The sequence below is a fragment of the Bacillus sp. FSL K6-2865 genome, assembly GCF_040311405.1.
In the GTDB taxonomy this organism is placed as follows: Bacteria; Bacillota; Bacilli; order Bacillales; family Bacillaceae; genus Bacillus; species Bacillus velezensis.
The window spans coordinates 2,140,484-2,158,833 of record NZ_CP152036.1 but is presented as its reverse complement, the minus strand read 5'-3'; the positions used below and the strand labels follow the sequence as shown (position 1 = coordinate 2,158,833).

Annotated in this window: 4 protein-coding genes; all 4 read left to right on the top strand. The window is 49.6% G+C overall.

Translation table 11 applies throughout. The features are described from left to right. Nucleotides 1-15: 15 nt before the first annotated feature. Nucleotides 16-984: an aldose 1-epimerase gene (locus NYE42_RS10420; protein ID WP_144464389.1), complete on the top strand. Its 969-nt coding sequence runs from the start codon at nucleotides 16-18 to the stop codon at nucleotides 982-984. Between the two features lie 18 nt (nucleotides 985-1,002). Next, nucleotides 1,003-2,478 carry a D-alanyl-D-alanine carboxypeptidase/D-alanyl-D-alanine-endopeptidase gene (gene dacB, locus NYE42_RS10415; protein ID WP_352426445.1) on the top strand — a complete coding sequence of 492 codons (1,476 nt, stop codon included), beginning with the start codon at nucleotides 1,003-1,005 and terminating at the stop codon, nucleotides 2,476-2,478. 479 nt (nucleotides 2,479-2,957) lie between these two features. After that, nucleotides 2,958-10,616, top strand: a complete 7,659-nt coding sequence (locus NYE42_RS10410; protein WP_352426444.1) for an amino acid adenylation domain-containing protein — start codon at nucleotides 2,958-2,960, stop codon at nucleotides 10,614-10,616. Between the two features lie 25 nt (nucleotides 10,617-10,641). Beyond that, the gene (locus NYE42_RS10405; RefSeq protein WP_352426443.1) at nucleotides 10,642-18,339 is read left to right on the top strand and encodes an amino acid adenylation domain-containing protein; all 7,698 of its coding nucleotides are present in this window, start codon (nucleotides 10,642-10,644) and stop codon (nucleotides 18,337-18,339) included. The last annotated feature ends 11 nt before the right edge of the window (nucleotides 18,340-18,350 follow it).

Sequence of the window (18,350 nt, the reverse complement as noted above, 5' to 3'; positions counted from 1 at the left end):
AAAGGGCAGGTGCTTATGACGATTGAACATACGACTTATTTAGGGGCTTCAGCCATAAAAGCGGAGACTGATCAGGCTGAATGCATCATTGTGCCGGAGTGGGGATCAAATGTCATATCGCTTCGGGATAAAAGAACCGGTATGCGGCTTCTGAGAGAACCGGAAACTGCGGAGCAATTCCGCAAAAAACCGATGCTGTACGGCATTCCCGTTTTATTCCCGCCGAACCGGATTACGGATGGGACGTTTCGTTTTGACGGCCGCGCGTATCAATTTGAGATAAACGAAGAGGATAAACATAATCATATTCACGGCTTTCTTCACAATCAGCATTGGAAAGCGACGGCAGCGAAAGAAGAGGGGGATGGAATGAAAGTCGAAACAGAAATTGATCTTTCAAAGATTCCCCGTGTTCATAAACAATTTCCGCACGATGTCGTTGTCCGGATGATCTATACATTAAAAGACAATGTGTTTACGCAGCGGGCGCTGATTATCAACAAGGGAACGGAGGCTTTTCCTTGGGGGCTCGGCTATCATTCAACTTTTGTTTTCAATGAAGAGCGATCCCGTCTATTTTTGACGGCTGACCGCATGTGGGAATTAAATGAACGTTTCGTGCCGACGGGCCGTTTATTGGATGTTCCTGATAAAGAAGCGTTCCGTCATGGGATGTCTTTGAAAAATAAACAGTTTGACGATGTTTTTCTTTCTTCCGGACGGAATGGCGGCAATAATGAAGCTGTTATTTATCATCCGGATGAGCAATTATCCGTTTTGTATCAAGCAGACACGTCTTTCAAGCATTGGGTGGTATATAACGGTGACGGCAAGCAGGGGTTTGTCAGTCTTGAGCCTTATACTTCCGTTACAGATGCATTTAATCTGAATCAGCCTGCATCACTGACAGGGCTTCAGATTCTGAAACCGGGCGAAGAAGCGGCTGCGTCATCCAGGATCACCATTTTGCATGACGAAGAATAGGAAAGAGGCGGGATAACATTGAAAACATATGTGAAACGCTTGTGCGCGGTGATTCTGCTTTTGGTCATTGCCGCAGTTCCTTATATTGATGAGGCGGCTAAGGCGGCTGAACAAAAAAATACTTTGCAAAAAGAGCTGGAACACATTCTGGATGAAGAACCTGCTTTAAAGGGAGTTTCAGCGGGCGTCAGTGTCCGGTCAGCAAAAACAGGGGAGGTGCTGTTCGGCAGCCGGGAAGATATGCGGCTGAGGCCTGCATCACTGATGAAGCTGCTGACGGCATCTGCGGCGCTTTCCGTTCTCGGAGAAGATTACACCTTTAAGACAGAAGTACGGGCAGACGGCGCCGTGAAAGGAAAACAGCTGCGCGGAAACCTTTATCTCAGGGGAAAAGGCGATCCGACCCTATTGGCTTCTGATTTTGAGAAGATGGCTAAACAGGTCAAAGCCAGAGGCATCCATGTCATTAAAGGAGATCTGATCGGGGATGATTCGTGGTATGACGATACCAGGTATTCAGTTGATCTTCCGTGGAGTGATGAAGGCCAATATTATGGCGCGCAAGTATCAGCTCTTACCGCTTCCCCAAATGAGGATTATGATACCGGAACGGTGATTGCGGAAATCAGCCCGGCAAAACAGCCCGGTAAAAAGCCGCGCATTTCGATTTCCCCCCATACGGACGTCGTTCGTGTGAAAAATGAAGTGAAAACCGTCGCTTCTGATGAAGCGAAAGAATTGACGGTTGAACGGGAGCACGGCGACAATGTGATTACGATAAAGGGAACCATACCTGCCGGCTCGGCAAAGGCAAGAGAATGGGCGGCAGTGTGGGATCCGTCGTCCTATGCTTTAGATTTATGGAAACAAGCGCTTACTAAACAGGGTATAACTGTAAAAGGGAAAATCAGAACAGGGCGAATGCCGCACCGCACCCAGCTCGTCACATCACGGACATCCATGCCTCTTTCAGAATTATTGATCCCGTTTATGAAACTGAGCAACAACGGGCACGCCGAAATTCTGATCAAGGAAATGGGAAAAGTGAAAAAAGGGGAGGGCAGCTGGGAAAAGGGCTTGGACGTGATGAAATCGGAGCTCAAATCGTTCGGGCTGAATCCGGATGAATTGATTGCAAGAGACGGATCCGGCGTTTCTCATATTAACGGCGTATCCGCCGGCCAAATCGGAGAGCTTTTGTATGCGGTTCAGAAAGAAAAGTGGTACCCGGCTTTCCTTCGTTCGCTCCCTGTCGCCGGTGCAAGCGACAGAATGACGGGAGGAACCCTTCGGAACCGGCTGAAGAATACTCCGGCAGAAGGCAAAATTAAAGCGAAAACCGGATCACTAACATCAGTCAGTTCGATTGCCGGCTATGCAGACACAAAAACAGGAGATACGCTTATTTTTTCCGTGCTTCAAAACGGGCTGCTTGACGAAGATGACGGAAAAGACATTGAAGACAAAATCGCAGTCGTGCTGGCAAATCAATAAGAAGGGCCGAATCCTTATAGGATTCGGCTTTTTTTGATGTCTGTAAAACATTATATTGCGATTATGAATCAATCTTTTCAAAAAGTAATATCGGCAATACCCTTCCTTTTTTTTACATACCGCTTTCTTACATGTTCACCGGTTATTCATTTTTTAACATAAAACTTCTTTTCGGGAGGAAAACCTTTTTAAAAGCGCAATTAATTATACATTTTATTCCTTATTATAGTGTTTAAGAACCAGTTTATAGTATGCATACATACCGTTTTACATGGTATAAAGATTATAGAAATGAAGAAGTGAAGTGAGGAATATATACTATATTCTAAAAAATGTTAGAGAAAATTTAATTTTTTATTGTGATTTCTAAAATATGTTTTAAAATAATGCTTATATGGATGATTAAGTCATATGCTGTCGAAATTTAATTGTAATTATTTCACTTTCTTATCCTCTTAAATTGAAGCGGAGGGATTCCATTGGAGAACACTGTTTATTCTTTAACTCACGCACAAAGAAGAGTGTGGTTTACGGAGCTGCTCGAACCGGGCACAAGTATCTGCAATCTCGCGGCATGCGTCAAATTCAGGGGGGACATCGATTTTGACGTACTGCGCCATGCTTTAGATTTTTCTATCTCGCAAAATGATTCGCTCAGATTTCAACTGACAGAAGGGGACGGATCAGAACCCCAGCTTTATCTGGCGGGGCATCGGCCGATTTCTCTAGAGACTGTTGATTTTACTCATACTGATCAGGCAGAGCGGGACGCATGGATTGACACGCAGACCCGTGTTCCGTTCAAGCTGTTTCATTCACCTCTGTATCAATTTACTCTGCTTGTCATGTCAGACGAAGAAGTTTGGCTTTATTCAAAATTTCACCATATTATCATGGACGGCATCTCGCTCAACCTGCTCGGCAACCAGCTCATTGATATCTACCAAAAGATCATGCGGAGCGAGGATTTAACTGAACACCACAGACCTTCCTATCTCAGCTACATGGAAAAAGAACAGCAATACTTACAGTCTTCCCGTTTTCAAAAAGACCGTTCATTTTGGACTGAAACATACCGAACCGTTCCGGAACACCTTTCACTGGCGGAACGAACCTCTCATCTTAGACAAAGCACTGCGGCTTCCAGAGATACAATCACTCTTTCTCACTCCTTAGAACAATCAATCCGGCTTTTTTGCAAAGAAAATAATATCAGCATCATCTCTCTGTTTATGGCTTCGTTATACATATGCATCAGCCGTCTGACGGCTAAAAAGGATATTGCCATCGGCACTTATTACGGAAACCGGGGCTCCAGGCTCGAAAAGGATATGCTCGGCATGTTCGTCAGCACACTGCCGATCAGAATGACGGCAGATCCTGATGCAGAGTTCCTGTCCTTTGTCCGCAGCGTAGGAAAAGAGCAGCTGTCTGTTATGCGGCACCAGAAATATCCTTACAATCTTTTTGTGAATGAATTAAGGCAGACTCATCATGACCTGCAAAATATCATCGGTATTTCGATGCAGTATCAGCCGCTTGAGTGGCGTAAGGCAGACGGTTTCGATTATGAAACGGCCATGTTTTTCAGCGGACATACCGCAAACGAGCTCTCCATTTTAATTAAGGAGCGGACAGATACGGGATTGATTGAGCTGAATTTTGATTACCAATCCGCTTTATTTACTGAAAAATCGATTAAACGTATTCAAACTCATTTGCTGACGATCGTTGAAAATGCCGTTAGAAATCCAGACCGGCTGATTCGGCATATTGATATGGTGGATGAAAAAGAAAAGAAACGGGTGTTATCTTCGTTTAACCGTACAAAAGCGGTTGAACCGCCGGCTCCGACGCTTCACGGGCTGTTCACCCGCCGTGCCGCGCTTTCGCCGCATCGTCCGGCGCTTCGTTTTCCGGGCGGTATGCTGACGTACGCCGAGCTTGACCAGTACACAGACAGACTCGCTGTTTGGCTCCGACAAAAAGGCGTCCGCAAAGAAAGCATGGTCGGCGTGCTCGCTGAACGCTCGCCGGAGATGGTGGTTTCAGTGCTTGCCGTGTTAAAAGCGGGCGGCGCCTACGTGCCGCTTGACCCGGAGTATCCTGAGGACAGGCTGCGCTATATGCTCGATGACTGCGGCGCCTGTCTCCTGCTTGCACAGCCGGGATTATCCGTTTCCGGTTTTTCCGGAGAAACGCTAGAAGTGTCTCTTTCTGCTCTGACAGGCGAGACGGAGACAGGGGCTGTCTCTGAAGAAGCGGATGCTGATTCGCTCGCTTATATCATTTATACGTCCGGTTCGACGGGAACACCGAAGGGAGTGGCTGTTGAACACCGTCAGGCCGCCGCCTTTTTATCAGGGATGCAAGGGCAGTTCCCGTTGACGGAAGAGGATATTATCGTGCTGAAATCATCCTTTTCTTTCGACGCTTCCATCTGGCAATTGTTTTGGTGGACGATGTCAGGCGCCTCCGTGTATCTGCTTCCGGCCGGCTGGGAGAAAGATCCTGTGCGGATGATTGAAGCGTTTGCCTCAGAAAAGGTGACGACCGCGCATTTTATTCCGGCGATGGTCAACAGCTTTTTAGACGCGCTGGAAACGGAGCCTGCGGAAACAAGAACACGCCTCGGCAGAACCTTGACACGCGTGTTTGCCGGAGGGGAAGCTCTTTCACCGCTTACGGCTGCCCGGTTTGCCGATCTTCTGCCGGAGACCGTGCTCATTCACGGCTATGGGCCGACAGAAGCAACGGTTGATGCGGCGTTTTACGTCTGTGACCGAAAACGGGACAGCGGACGGACGCGGCTTCCGATTGGTAAACCCGTTCCGGGTGCCCGTCTGTATGTATTAGATAGCGGAGGAACCATCCAGCCTGCGGGCGTGGCAGGAGAGCTGTACATCGCGGGGACAGGGGTGGCCCGGGGCTATCTGAACCGGCCCAAGCTGACGGAGGAGCGTTTTCTCGATGATCCGTTTTACCCGGGAGAACGCATGTATCAGACGGGCGATATCGCACGCTGGACAGAAGACGGCCTAGTCGAATGGCTCGGACGTTCAGACGGACAGGTGAAAGTCCGCGGCTACCGGATTGAACCGGGAGAGATCGAAGCGGCGATCCGGCGCATCGACGGCATTCGTGAGGCGGCAGTCACCGCCCGGACCGAACACGGCGAAACCGCGCTTTACGCCTATATCGAAGGACGGGAAAGCGATGACGTGCGGACGGAGCTTGCGACACGCCTTCCGGCCTACATGATGCCGGCTCAGTTTATAGAGATGAGCGAATGGCCGGTCACGCCGAGCGGAAAGCTTGACCGCCGCGCGCTGCCGGCTCCCGACGGAGCGGCAGACAGACAAGCGTACACCGCCCCGCGGAACGTCACGGAAATGAAGCTTTGCGCCCTTTGGGAAGAGGTGCTGAAAAACGGCCCCGTCGGCATCCGGGATCACTTTTTTGAGCGGGGCGGCCATTCGTTAAAAGCGACGGCTCTCGTCTCCCGCATCGCCAAAGAGTTCGGTGTTCAGGTGCCGTTACAGGACATCTTCGCCCGGCCGACGGTGGAAGAGCTCGCTTCGGTTATTCAGGACTTGGAAGAAAGCCCGTATGAAGCGATTCAGCCTGCGCAAAAACAGGACACCTACCCGGTGTCTTCGGCGCAGAAGCGGATGTATGTGCTCCAACAGCTTGAAGACGGCGGTGTCGGCTACAACATGCCGGCTGTGCTGGAACTGACGGGCCCGCTTGACCGTGTCCGACTGGAGGAGACGTTCCGGGAGCTTGTGGAGCGGCACGAGTCGCTTAGAACGTCCTTTGAAACGGGGCCTGACGGCGAACCGGTGCAGCGCATCCATGACAGCGTACCGTTTCAGCTGGATGAGGCCGAGTCAGCTGACGCATTCGTCCGGCCGTTTTGTCTGGAGGAAGCGCCGCTCTTCCGTGCGGCTCTCGTGAAAGAATCAGACGAACGCCATCTATTATTAACGGATATGCATCATATTATTTCTGACGGTGTGTCCGTCAACACCTTGATTAAAGAATTCGGCGAGCTGTACGCAGGCCGTTCGCTTGCGCCGATGCGCCTTCAATATAAAGACTATGCCGTCTGGCAGCGGTCATTTCAGGAGAAAGAAGGGTACCAGAAGCAGGAAGCCTATTGGCTGAAGCGGCTTGAAGGAGAGCTTCCGGTGCTTGAGCTTCCGGCTGACAAGCCCCGTCCGGCTGTCAGAAGCTTTGCGGGCGGCAGCATATCGTGCACGCTTGACGCTGAAACGGCATCCGGCCTTCACCGCATCGCCCGGGATCACGGCTCCACTTTGTATATGGTGCTTCTCGCCGCGTACAATACGTTACTCGCGAGATTGAGCGGGCAGGAAGACATCATCGTCGGCTCGCCGATTGCCGGGCGCCCGCACAAAGACCTTGAACCGATTCTCGGCATGTTCGTCAACACGCTGGCCATCAGAACGGAGCCGAAAGGAGACAAACGGTTTACCGATTACTTGGCGGAAGTCCGCCAGGCGGCGCTTGAGGCGTATGAGCATCAGGACTATCCGTTTGAAGAGCTGGTGGAACGGCTCGGCGTGCAGCGGGACATGAGCCGCAATCCGCTGTTTGATGCGATGTTTATTCTTCAGAATATGGAGCGAGAAGAGATAAATCTGGCCGGTCTGAAGGTGTCACGATCAGAACATACCGAACATGATGTATCAAGTTTTGACCTGACCTTATCAGCGGCTGAATCCGATGGAAACATCCGCTTTGAAATGGAATTCAGCACCGAGCTTTTTATGAAAGAAACGATTGAACGCTGGATGGGCCACTTACTGAATCTCTTGCGCCATGTTGCCGCCGAACCGGAAGTCACACTATCGAAAGCTGACATTTTGGATGAAGAAGAAAAACAAAAGTTACTGATTGAGTTTAATAACACACAAACCGAATTCATGGAAAAACACAAACTGTTTCACCAGCTGTTTGAAGAGAAAGCAGAAGAAACGCCTCATCAGACCGCTGTTATTGAAGGAACACAACAGATCAGCTATTCGCAGCTTAATGAGCGGGCAAATCGGCTTGCGCGAACATTACACAAAAATGGATTCGGTCCGGGAAAAAGAGCAGCTATATTGGCAAACCGTTCGATTGAAGCGATCGTCAGTGTTCTTGCCGTCATGAAATCGGGAGGGGCGTATATACCGGTTGACTCCCATTATCCTGAGGAACGGATTCGCTATTTATTAAAAGACAGCGCGGCATCCGTCTTGATGGTGCAGTCAGAATACAAAGAACTTGCTTCACAGCTGACGGATCACAATTTATTTCTCATTCAGCTTGATCATGAAGATCAATACGATATTTGTGCAAAGAATATTCAGCCGGCAGCGTCACCGGATGATACTGCATATATCATATATACTTCGGGAACAACGGGAACGCCGAAGGGAGTCGAAGTCAGAAATCGCAGCTTTACGCATGCAGCACTTGCATGGCGCAGGATTTATGAGCTTGATCTTATACCGGTCAGAGTGCTGCAGATGGCGAGTTTCTCATTTGATGTATTTTCAGGGGATCTTGCACGCGCCCTGCTAAACGGGGGAACGCTTGTCATTTGTCCGGATGACGTCCGGCTTGAGCCACAACAGCTTTATCGGCTCATTGATCAGCACCGTATCACGTTTATGGAGTCGACACCCGCGCTGATTGTTCCGTTTATGGAATATATATATCGCCGGAAGCTCGCGCTGCAAAGTGTAAAAATACTGGTACTGGGTTCAGATATGATCAAGTCGCAAGATTTTTATACGCTTCATGAACGCTTCGGAAAAGAAATGCGGATCATTAACAGCTACGGTGTAACAGAAGCGACAATAGATTCTTCGTATTATGAAGCCGAAATGAGCGAAAAGCCGCGGGAAGATGATGTGCCGATCGGTGTTCCGCTTCCGAATGTACAAATGTACGTCTTAAACAAAGACAAACAGGTCCAGCCGATCGGCGTTTTCGGAGAGCTGTATATCGGAGGGGCCGGCGTCGCCAAAGGATATTGGGGACAGCCTGAGCTGACAGAGGGCGCATTCAGTGACCCGTTACAAACGGGAGAAACGCTTTACAGAACCGGAGATCAGGCTTGCTGGCTGCCGGATGGTACTCTTCGTTTTCAAGGGCGGATTGATAAGCAGGTAAAAATCAGAGGCTACAGAATTGAGACGGGAGAAATAGAAAGTGTGCTTTTGAAACACGATCAAGTCAAAGAAGCGGCTGTTACCGTGATGAAAGATGCCGAAGGACAAGCCCGATTAGCGGCATACATCGTTCCTAAAGAGGCCGATATCTCATCACTTCGCCAGTCTCTAATGCAGGAACTCCCGGCTTATATGATGCCGTCCCATATTATCGGTTTAGACAGCATGCCCCTGACACTGAACGGCAAACTTGATAAATCGGCATTGCCGGCAGAAGAGATACATTCATCCCAGGCATTTGTCGCGCCCGGCGATGAAAAACAGGTGATGTTATGCCGGATTTGGGAAGATGTGCTTCATATTCAGAAAGCGGGAATCCATCACTCTTTCTTTGAGCTTGGGGGAGATTCCATTAAGGCGCTTCAAGTGTCAGCCCGACTCGCCGGAGAAGGCTGGAACATGTCGATCCGCGATTTGTTTCAATTCCCGACGATTGCAGAACTCGCGAAGCACCTCACGCCGGCTGTTGCAACTGCTGATCAGGGGCCGATAGAAGGAAGCGCTCCGCTGACACCGATCCAGCAGAGATTTTTTGAGGAGCCGGGTGCGTTTGAGCTTCATTATAACCAAGCGGTCATGCTGTGCAGTGAAGACAGCCTCGAAATAGATGCGCTGTATCAGGCGGTTTGCGCGCTGACCGAACATCATGATGCGCTGCGAATGACTTTCACTGAAAATGAGCATGGGGAAACGGTTCAATATAATCGCGGAATCACAAAGCAGTATGAAGAAATATTTACGCTTAACGTCATAGATCTTTCAGAAGAAACGCAGCCCGAAAAACGGATAGCCGCTGAGGAAAAAGAAATACAGCAGGCTATGCGTCTTGATCAGGGGCCTCTGCTTCATCTCGGAGTGTTCCGTCAGAAGGAAGCCGACCATCTTCTTATAACGATTCATCATCTTATCGTGGACGGCGTGTCATGGAGGATATTGCTTGAAGATCTGCAGACAGCTTATCAGCAGGCATTGGACGGCAAACAAATTGAACTGCCGCCGAAAAGCGATTCTTATATAAAGTATGCCGAAGAACTTTTTGACATTGCCAAAAGCAAAGCATTGCTGGAGGAAGCCGCATACTGGGACAGCGTGATGTCTAGTGAAACAGCGCCGCTGCCGAAAATAACTGATGAAAACGCCGGACGATTGCAGGAAAACGCGCGCACTGCATCGTGGATATTAAGCAGCGAAGTCACGAAACAGCTGCTGTTGGAAACACAGCAGGCATACGGAACGGATGTTCATGAATTGCTTTTAACGGCGCTTGGAATGGCGCTTCATGAGTGGACGGGTTCTGAACAGATCCTTATCAGCACTGAGGGGCACGGGCGCCAGGGGCATATGCCTGACATTGATATGTCAAGAACGGCAGGATGGTTTACATCTGTTTACCCGGTGCTTTTGGATATGAGAGTGCCGGGAGGCTCAGGCGAAAAAACCGCTCACCGCATAAAGACGGTAAAAGACATGATGAGACGGGTTCCTCATCACGGAACCGGCTACGGGCTGCTGAGATATTCGCGAAACATTCTTTATAAAGACCCAGAAATAAGCTTTAACTATCTCGGTGCGTTTGACGGTCTTGAAGGGACACTGAAGATGTCACCGTTCAAGCCGCAGCATGATATAGCGGCCGGGCGCATCCGCGAGTTTGATCTGGATATTAACGCGATGGTGGCGGCCGGGCAACTGGAGGTAAAAGCCGTTTATACCGATGTATTTGCACCGGGGGCAATCGAGTTCTTCATGAATCGTTTCCATACTCACATCGAGGACATCATCGCCCACTGTTCCGGCAAGAAAGAGCGGGAAAAAACATTAACGGATTACAGCCATACAGAATTGACCGCTCAAGCACTATCAAGCATTGAGGATCTCGTAAAAGGACTTTAATTTCATAAAAAGGTGTGTGGCATTCGTGACACAAGCGACAGAAATTCAAGATATTTACCCTTTATCCTATATGCAGGAAGGCATGCTGTTTCATTCGCTTCTGGATTCCGGATCAAACGCATATGTCGAGCAGATTTCATTTACAGTCAGCGGGGATTTATGCATTGATACATTCCAAAAAAGTCTGGATATGCTTATCAGCCGTTATGATATTTTCAGAACGATTTTCATAAAAGAAGTGCCTGACCTTGAAGGACCGCAGCAGGTTGTTCTTTCACGCCGTGACACAGCCGTACAGACTGAGAACATTTCAGACTATTCGGAAGAACGGCAGCAAAGCATCATTAAGGAATTCAAGGAAACCGACCGGAATAAGGGCTTTGATCTGCAAAAAGGCCCCTTAATGCGCCTGACTCTTTTTCAAACGGGAGAAAACCGCCATACATGCGTTTGGACTCACCATCACATTATGATGGACGGCTGGAGCTTGGGCATTGTGCTGAAAGATTTCTTCAGCATGTATTATGCGATCCGAAACGGGCTGCCTGTAAACCTCGGCAGTCCGGCTCCTTACAGCTCTTATATCAAATGGCTCCGAAGCCGGAATAAAGAAGAAACGTCAGCGTTCTGGTCGCGCTGCTTGGAAGATTACGGAGAAGTCGTTTCCGTTCCGCAAACGAAGAATAAGCCGGCGCAAAACGGTTATGCATCTGAGCATTTTCAATTTTCCCTTGAGTCTGAAACCGTGCAAAAGCTGACAGACATTGCCCGAAGCATCGGGGTCACGCTGAATACTATATTTACGGGCATTTGGGGGCTGCTTCTCCATCGTTACAACGGGACTGAAGATGCGGTATTCGGTTCAGTTGTTTCCGGCAGGCCGTCAGCTATCGCCGGCATCGAATCCATGGCCGGACTGTTTATCAATACCGTGCCGGTAAGGGTGCGCGCGGCTGGGGATATGACTTTTTCTTCTCTTCTCAAAAAGGTGCAAAAAGAGTCACTCGCTGCGGAAGAGCACAGCTATTATCCGCTGTATGACATCCAAAACGAGAGCGGCCTGCAAAAAGATCTCTTGAACCACATCCTGGTTTTTGAGAATTATCCGGTTCAGATGCAGACTGCGGTAAACGGCTGGAAGCAAACGGAAAGCAGTGCGCTCTCACTTGAAAACTTTTCGATGGCGGAAGAAACCAATTACGATCTTAACGTCGTCATCGTTCCGGGAGAAGAGTTTTATGTGAAATTCAGCTACAATGCGGGCATCTACGATCGGGAAGACATGAAACGGATCAAAGGGCATATTCTGGAGGTCATCTCCTGTGTAACGGAAGATCCGGACAGGCTTTTATCAAGCATCAGTCTCGTGCCTCCGGAGGAAGAAGCCTTGATTCATTCGTTTAACGAAACGAACCGTCCATACCCTGAGACAACCGTTCATGGGCTGTTTGAAGAACAGACGGCAAAAACGCCTGACCAAGAGGCGTTGAGATATAACGGGGTAAGCTGGAGCTACAAGAAATTAAATCAGCGGGCGAATCAGATTGCGCATGCGTTAAGGGAAAAAGGCGCACGCCCCGACCAGATCACCGCTGTTATGCTGCGCCGATCAATGAGTACGGTTGCCGCTCTGCTCGGAATTTGGAAGTCGGGCAGCGCCTATATGCCGATTGATGCGGAATTCCCGCCTGAACGGATTTCATTTTTACTGAGAGACAGTGAAGCCTCACTGCTCGTGACCGAAAAGGACCTGCTCCCCCTCATTCCGCCGCATTTCAAGGGCAGCGTCGTCATCATGGAGGAAACGGTTTCCCAGCAGACTTCACCGCTTCCGCCGGTATCTGACAGCGGAAATTGGGCGTATGTCATTTACACCTCCGGAACGACAGGCCGGCCGAAAGGGGTGCTTGTACAACACAAAGCGATCAGCAATACATTGCAATGGCGGCGTGAAGAATACGGGATGACAGAAGGGGACATAGCGCTTCATCTTTTTTCATACGTATTTGACGGGTCATTAACGAGTCTTTTCACTCCGCTTCTGTCGGGCGCCTGTGTATTGTTAACTGATGAAGATGATGCGAAAGACGTCCTTTCAATAAAACAGAAAATCACCCGCCACGGAGTGAGCCATCTTCTGATCGTTCCGTCTCTGTATCGCGTTCTGCTTGATTCGCTGACGAAAAAGGATGCGCAGACGCTTCGAGCGGTGACATTTGCCGGGGAAGCGGCCACTCCTGATATCGTGGAAGCGAGCCGCGGCATATGCCCGAATGCCGAGCTGCTGAATGAATACGGGCCGACGGAAAACAGTGTGGCCACGACGATTCTGCGCAACCTGCAAAAAAGCAGCCGGATTACGATCGGGCGCCCGATTGCCAACACTTCTGTCTATATGATGCACGGAGATCGGCTGCAGCCGGTCGGAGCCGTCGGTGAACTGTGTATTTCCGGAAAAGGTCTGGCGGACGGATATTTTCAGCAAAAAGAGCTGACGGACAAAGTCTTTACCCCTCATCCGTTTCGTGAAGGTGAACGGCTGTACAGAACGGGAGATGCAGCCCGATTTTTACCGGATGGAACGATTGAATATATGGGACGCTTTGACGATCAGGTGAAGATAAGAGGTTACAGAATTGAATTAGGAGAAATTGAAACGGCACTCAGAAGTCTGTCCGGGGTAAAAGAGGCGGCAGTCACCGTGCGCAAAACGGCGGATGGGGAACAGGAGCTTGCAGCTTATGTCGTACTGGAAAATGCGGGTGTGACATTTAAACCGCACGCTGAATTGGCCGGGAGATTACCTGCTTATATGATACCGGGAAGCTTTACGAAATTGACGGAAATGCCGCTGTCTGTGAGCGGAAAACTTGATCGAGCCGCACTTCCTGAGCCGAAAGAAGCTGAGAGAACCGGTGATTATCAAGCTCCGCGCACAATGCTTGAGACCGAGCTGCTGTCTATTTGGCAAGAAGTGCTGAAACGGGAACATATCAGTATGAGAGATGATTTCTTCCAAATCGGCGGACAGTCGCTGAAAGCCGCGTCGCTTGTTTCAAACATACATAAACGGCTCCAAATTGAACTTGCCGTCCGCCATGTTTTTGAACATCCGACCATCGAGAGCATGGCCCGCTTCCTTGAACAGAGGAAAAGAGGAGAATATGCAGAAATCACGCCTGCTGTGGCAAAGGACTTGTACCCGCTATCTTTTGCGCAAAAAAGGCTCTATGCCCTTCATCAGCTTGCAGCGGACAGTACGGGCTATCATATGCCCGCTTGTCTGGAACTGAGCGGCAGACTCAACCGGGATCGGCTGCACGAAGCCTTTTCAGCGCTGTTACAAAGGCATGAAGCGTTACGCACATCATTTGTTTTACGAAACGGGGAGCCGATGCAGCACATACATGCACATGTCGATCTTGACCTCACAGAGATTCACATGCCATCCGGGAACCTTCTTCAAGAGGTGATGGAAACTTTCGTCAAACCGTTTGACGTGGAAAAAGCGCCGCTTTTGAGAGTGACTTTAGCCAAAGTTACTGAAGAACGTCATTTTCTGCTGCTTGATATGCATCATCTTATCGCAGACGGTGTGTCAATGAGTGTTCTGATTCAAGAATTGACGGATTTGTACAGAGGAAAAGAGTTGCGGCCGTTAAAACTCCAGTACAAAGATTTTTCCGTCTGGCAGCATGAGCGGTTTGCCGCTGAAGAATTCAAAAGACATGAGCGTTATTGGCTGGATGCGATCGGGGAAAACATTCCCGTTCTTGATCTGCCGCTCGATAAAAAGCGCCCGCAGCTTCCTGATTTCAGCGGGTCCGTTGTTCGAACGCGCCTTCAAAAGGAAACGGCGGAGAACTTGCGCCGGCTCATGGATGAGACGGGTTCGACACTGTATATGATTCTTTTGGCAAGCTACTCCTTGTTCCTTTCTAAATTGGGCGGGCAGGAAGACATTGTCGTCGGTTCACCTGCGGCCGGCAGAAGCCGCGCTGAGCTTGACGGGGTCATCGGCATGTTTGTAAATACCGTGGCAATGAGAAGCAGGCCGAAAGGGGATAAGACATTCCGCGCTTATTTAGAAGAGGTGAAAATGCTCGCCCTCGGCGCGGCCGAACATCAGGACTTCCCGTTTGAAGAACTTGCCCAAAAGCTTGATACACACCGGGAAGTCAATCGCAATCCGCTGTTTGATGCCATGCTCGTTTTGCAAAACAGTGATGATTTCGAAGTGAACCTTCCGGGCTTATCCGTTTCTTCACATGCAGTGAAGCATGACATTTCAAAATTCGACTTGACGCTTCATGCCGAGGAACGGCCGGATGGCTCACTGGATTTTCATTTTGAATACAGTACCGCGTTGTTTGAAAAAGATACGATTGAACGGTGGGCTGGTCATTTTAAAGAGCTTTTAGGACAAATCGCATCGGATGATGAGCGGAAGCTGTCTGACATTCATTTGCTGGGCATAAACGAGCGGCAGATGCTTCTTCAAGCGGAAAATCAAACGGCGGAGTATCCGAGGCATGAAACGATTGTCAGTTTATTTGAAGCACAGGCGGAAAAAATGCCGGATCAAATTGCAGCCGTCATGTCTGATGAGCGTCTCACCTACCGCGAGCTCAATGAAAAGGCGGATCGAATCGCCGATATGCTGTCGGAAAACGGCATCCGCTCCGGACAGATTGTCGGAATTATGACCGAACGATCTCTGGATATGCTGATTGGGATTCTCGGTATTTTAAAAGCGGGAGGAGCTTATCTGCCGATTGATCCTGACTATCCGGACGAGCGGATTTCATTTATGCTGACTGACAGCGGCGCGCGTGTTCTGTTGACGCAATCGGGTCTTGGGATATCCGGAATGGACGGGCTGCCGGTTTTATACATCGATAAGCCTGAATCCGTTTCAGCAGACAGAACGAAAGAAATGATAACGCCTGAACAGCCGGCTTACGTGATTTATACATCGGGCACAACCGGAAAACCGAAAGGCGTTATGACGGAACACCGCAATGTCATCAGCCTTATCACACATAAAGGACTGCCGTTTGATTTCGGCTCTGAAGACGTCTGGACGCTGTTCCATTCCTATTGCTTTGATTTTTCTGTCTGGGAAATATTCGGCGCGCTCTTATACGGCGGAAAGGTAGTTATCGTGCCGAAAGACACAGCCCGTGATCCGCATTTGTACCGGCAGCTGCTGCAAAGTGAAGGCGTAACGGTGCTGAACCAAACGCCGACGGCTTTTTCCGGACTCATTCATGAAGAGGCCGGGCATACGGACAAGCTGAAGCTTCGATATGTCATTTTCGGCGGAGAAGCGCTTCAGCCCGGCATGCTGAAAAGCTGGAAAGAGAAGTACCCGGAAACGGAGCTTGTTAATATGTACGGTATTACGGAAACCACGGTTCACGTCACATGCAAAAAACTGAATATGGATGATATTGAGAGAAACAAAAGCAATATCGGCAGACCGCTGGAAACCCTTCATGCTTTTGTTATGGACGCCTATATGAATCCGCAGCCGATCGGAATTCCCGGTGAGCTTTATATCGGCGGGGAAGGCGTCGCGAGGGGATATGTAAACAGGGATGATTTAACCGCCTCCCGTTTCATCACGAATCCGCACGTTTCCGGCATGCGGCTCTACCGGACGGGTGATATCGCCAAAAGGCTCTCAAATGGCGAGCTGGAATATGTCGGGCGGAAAGATGCGCAAGTAAAAGTCAGAGGCCACAGAATTGAGCTGGGAGAAATTAAATCAGCGCTGCAAGAGCTTTCCTCCGTGAAAGAGGCCGCCGTGATCACACGTGCTGATCAGCACGGTCAGCACTCCATTTACGCATACGCGGTCTTACACGGGAACGAAAAGATAAAAGAAGCAGAGATTCAGGCCTCTCTCAGAGCTTTTCTGCCGGAATATATGATTCCCGCCCGCTTGATAGAGCTTGATGAACTGCCTTTGACGGCGAATGGGAAGCTGGACGAGAGGGCGCTCCCGCAGCCTGAATTAAATGAAAGCCTTGGAGATGATATCAGCCTGAGAAATGAAACTGAAGAAATGATGGCTGACATCTGGGAAGAACTGTTAGGTGTTGAAGGACTCGGCCCCAATGCTCATTTCTTCCATCTCGGCGGGGATTCGATTAAAGCGCTCCAAGTATGTGCGAGGCTGAAACAGCAGGGCTATGAAACGACCGTCCGCGAGCTGTTCGAGCATCAGACACTGGGAGAAGTGTCGATGCGGCTCCGGAAAGTCCGCCGCGTGATTGATCAGGCTCCCGTCACGGGAGACGTGCCGCTGACGCCGATCCAGCACTGGTTCTTGTCGCAATCATTGCCGCATGATCATTTTAATCAGTCGGTTATGCTCCGCAGTGCGGACAGAATCAATGAATCTGCTATGAGAAAAGCGTTGGCACAGCTTGCGGTTCATCATGACGCATTACGGATGGTATGCTGCACGCAAAACGGATCGGTGACTCAATACAACAGAGCGGAAAACCTTTCTGAAGAAGAACTCTTTACGTTTGAAACGCATGACGTGAGAGGGAAAGGGTCATTACAAGAGGAGCACGCCGCAATTGAACAGGCGGCCGCCCGTATTCAAACTTCCATTCGGCTGGAGACGGGTCCGCTCGTAGCTGTCGGATTATTTCACGCTAATGATGGCGATCATCTGCTGCTTTCCATTCATCACCTTGTCATTGACGGGGTGTCATGGCGGATTTTATTTGAAGATCTCACCGCGTGCTACAGGCAGGCGCTCGAAGGAAAAGAAACCACGCTTCCGGCAAAAACCGATTCCTATCAGACTTACGCGAAGCAAATCTCTGATTATGCAAAAAGCCGCCGGCTGTTACAGGAAGCAGACTACTGGTCCGAAAGAGAAAGAGCGGCGGTCGAACCGCTTCCGAAAGATGCCCGCATCTCTTCCAATCTTCTGAAAGATACAGATGTGATGACCGTTACATTGACGAAACAGGAGACTGAGCAGCTGTTAACGGAAGCGAACAGAGCATACACAACAGAGACGGGTGAATTATTGCTTGCCGCGTTAAGCCTTGCGCTGAACAGATGGACCGGAAACGAGACATTCAAAATCAGCATGGAAGGCCACGGAAGGGAAGAGCATTTGGAGCATCTTGATATCAGCAGAACCATCGGTTGGTTTACGTCAATTTATCCGGTATTGGTTGACGCAAGTCTTCAAGATCAGGCTGATGACGGCGAGCGGCTCGGCTATCACATTAAGCGGACAAAAGACATGATGCGCCGCATTCCGCATAAAGGAGCGGGATACGGAGTGCTGAAATATATAAGCAAACTCTGGGAAAAGACGGAATCCGATTCTCCTGAAATCAGTTTTAACTATCTGGGACAGTTTGACCGTGAAATCCGTTCCAGCGGCTTTGGTGTTTCTCCCGTAAAAGCGGGAAATGAAGTCAGCCCGGACTGGGAACGTCCGTACACACTTGATATCAGCGGCTCCGTATCGTCGGAATGTCTCAGCATGTATGTCGTGTACAACCGTTTTCAGTATCAAAAAGAAACGATTGAAGTTTTGACGGGATATTTTCATGCCTTTCTCAAGCAGATCATCTCGCATTGCACAGGCAAAGAGGAGCGTGAATGGAGCGCCGCTGATTTCAGTGATGAGGAGTTAACGCTGGAAGATCTGAGTGACATTATGGGGGCCGTCAACAAACTATAGAAAAGGAGTGG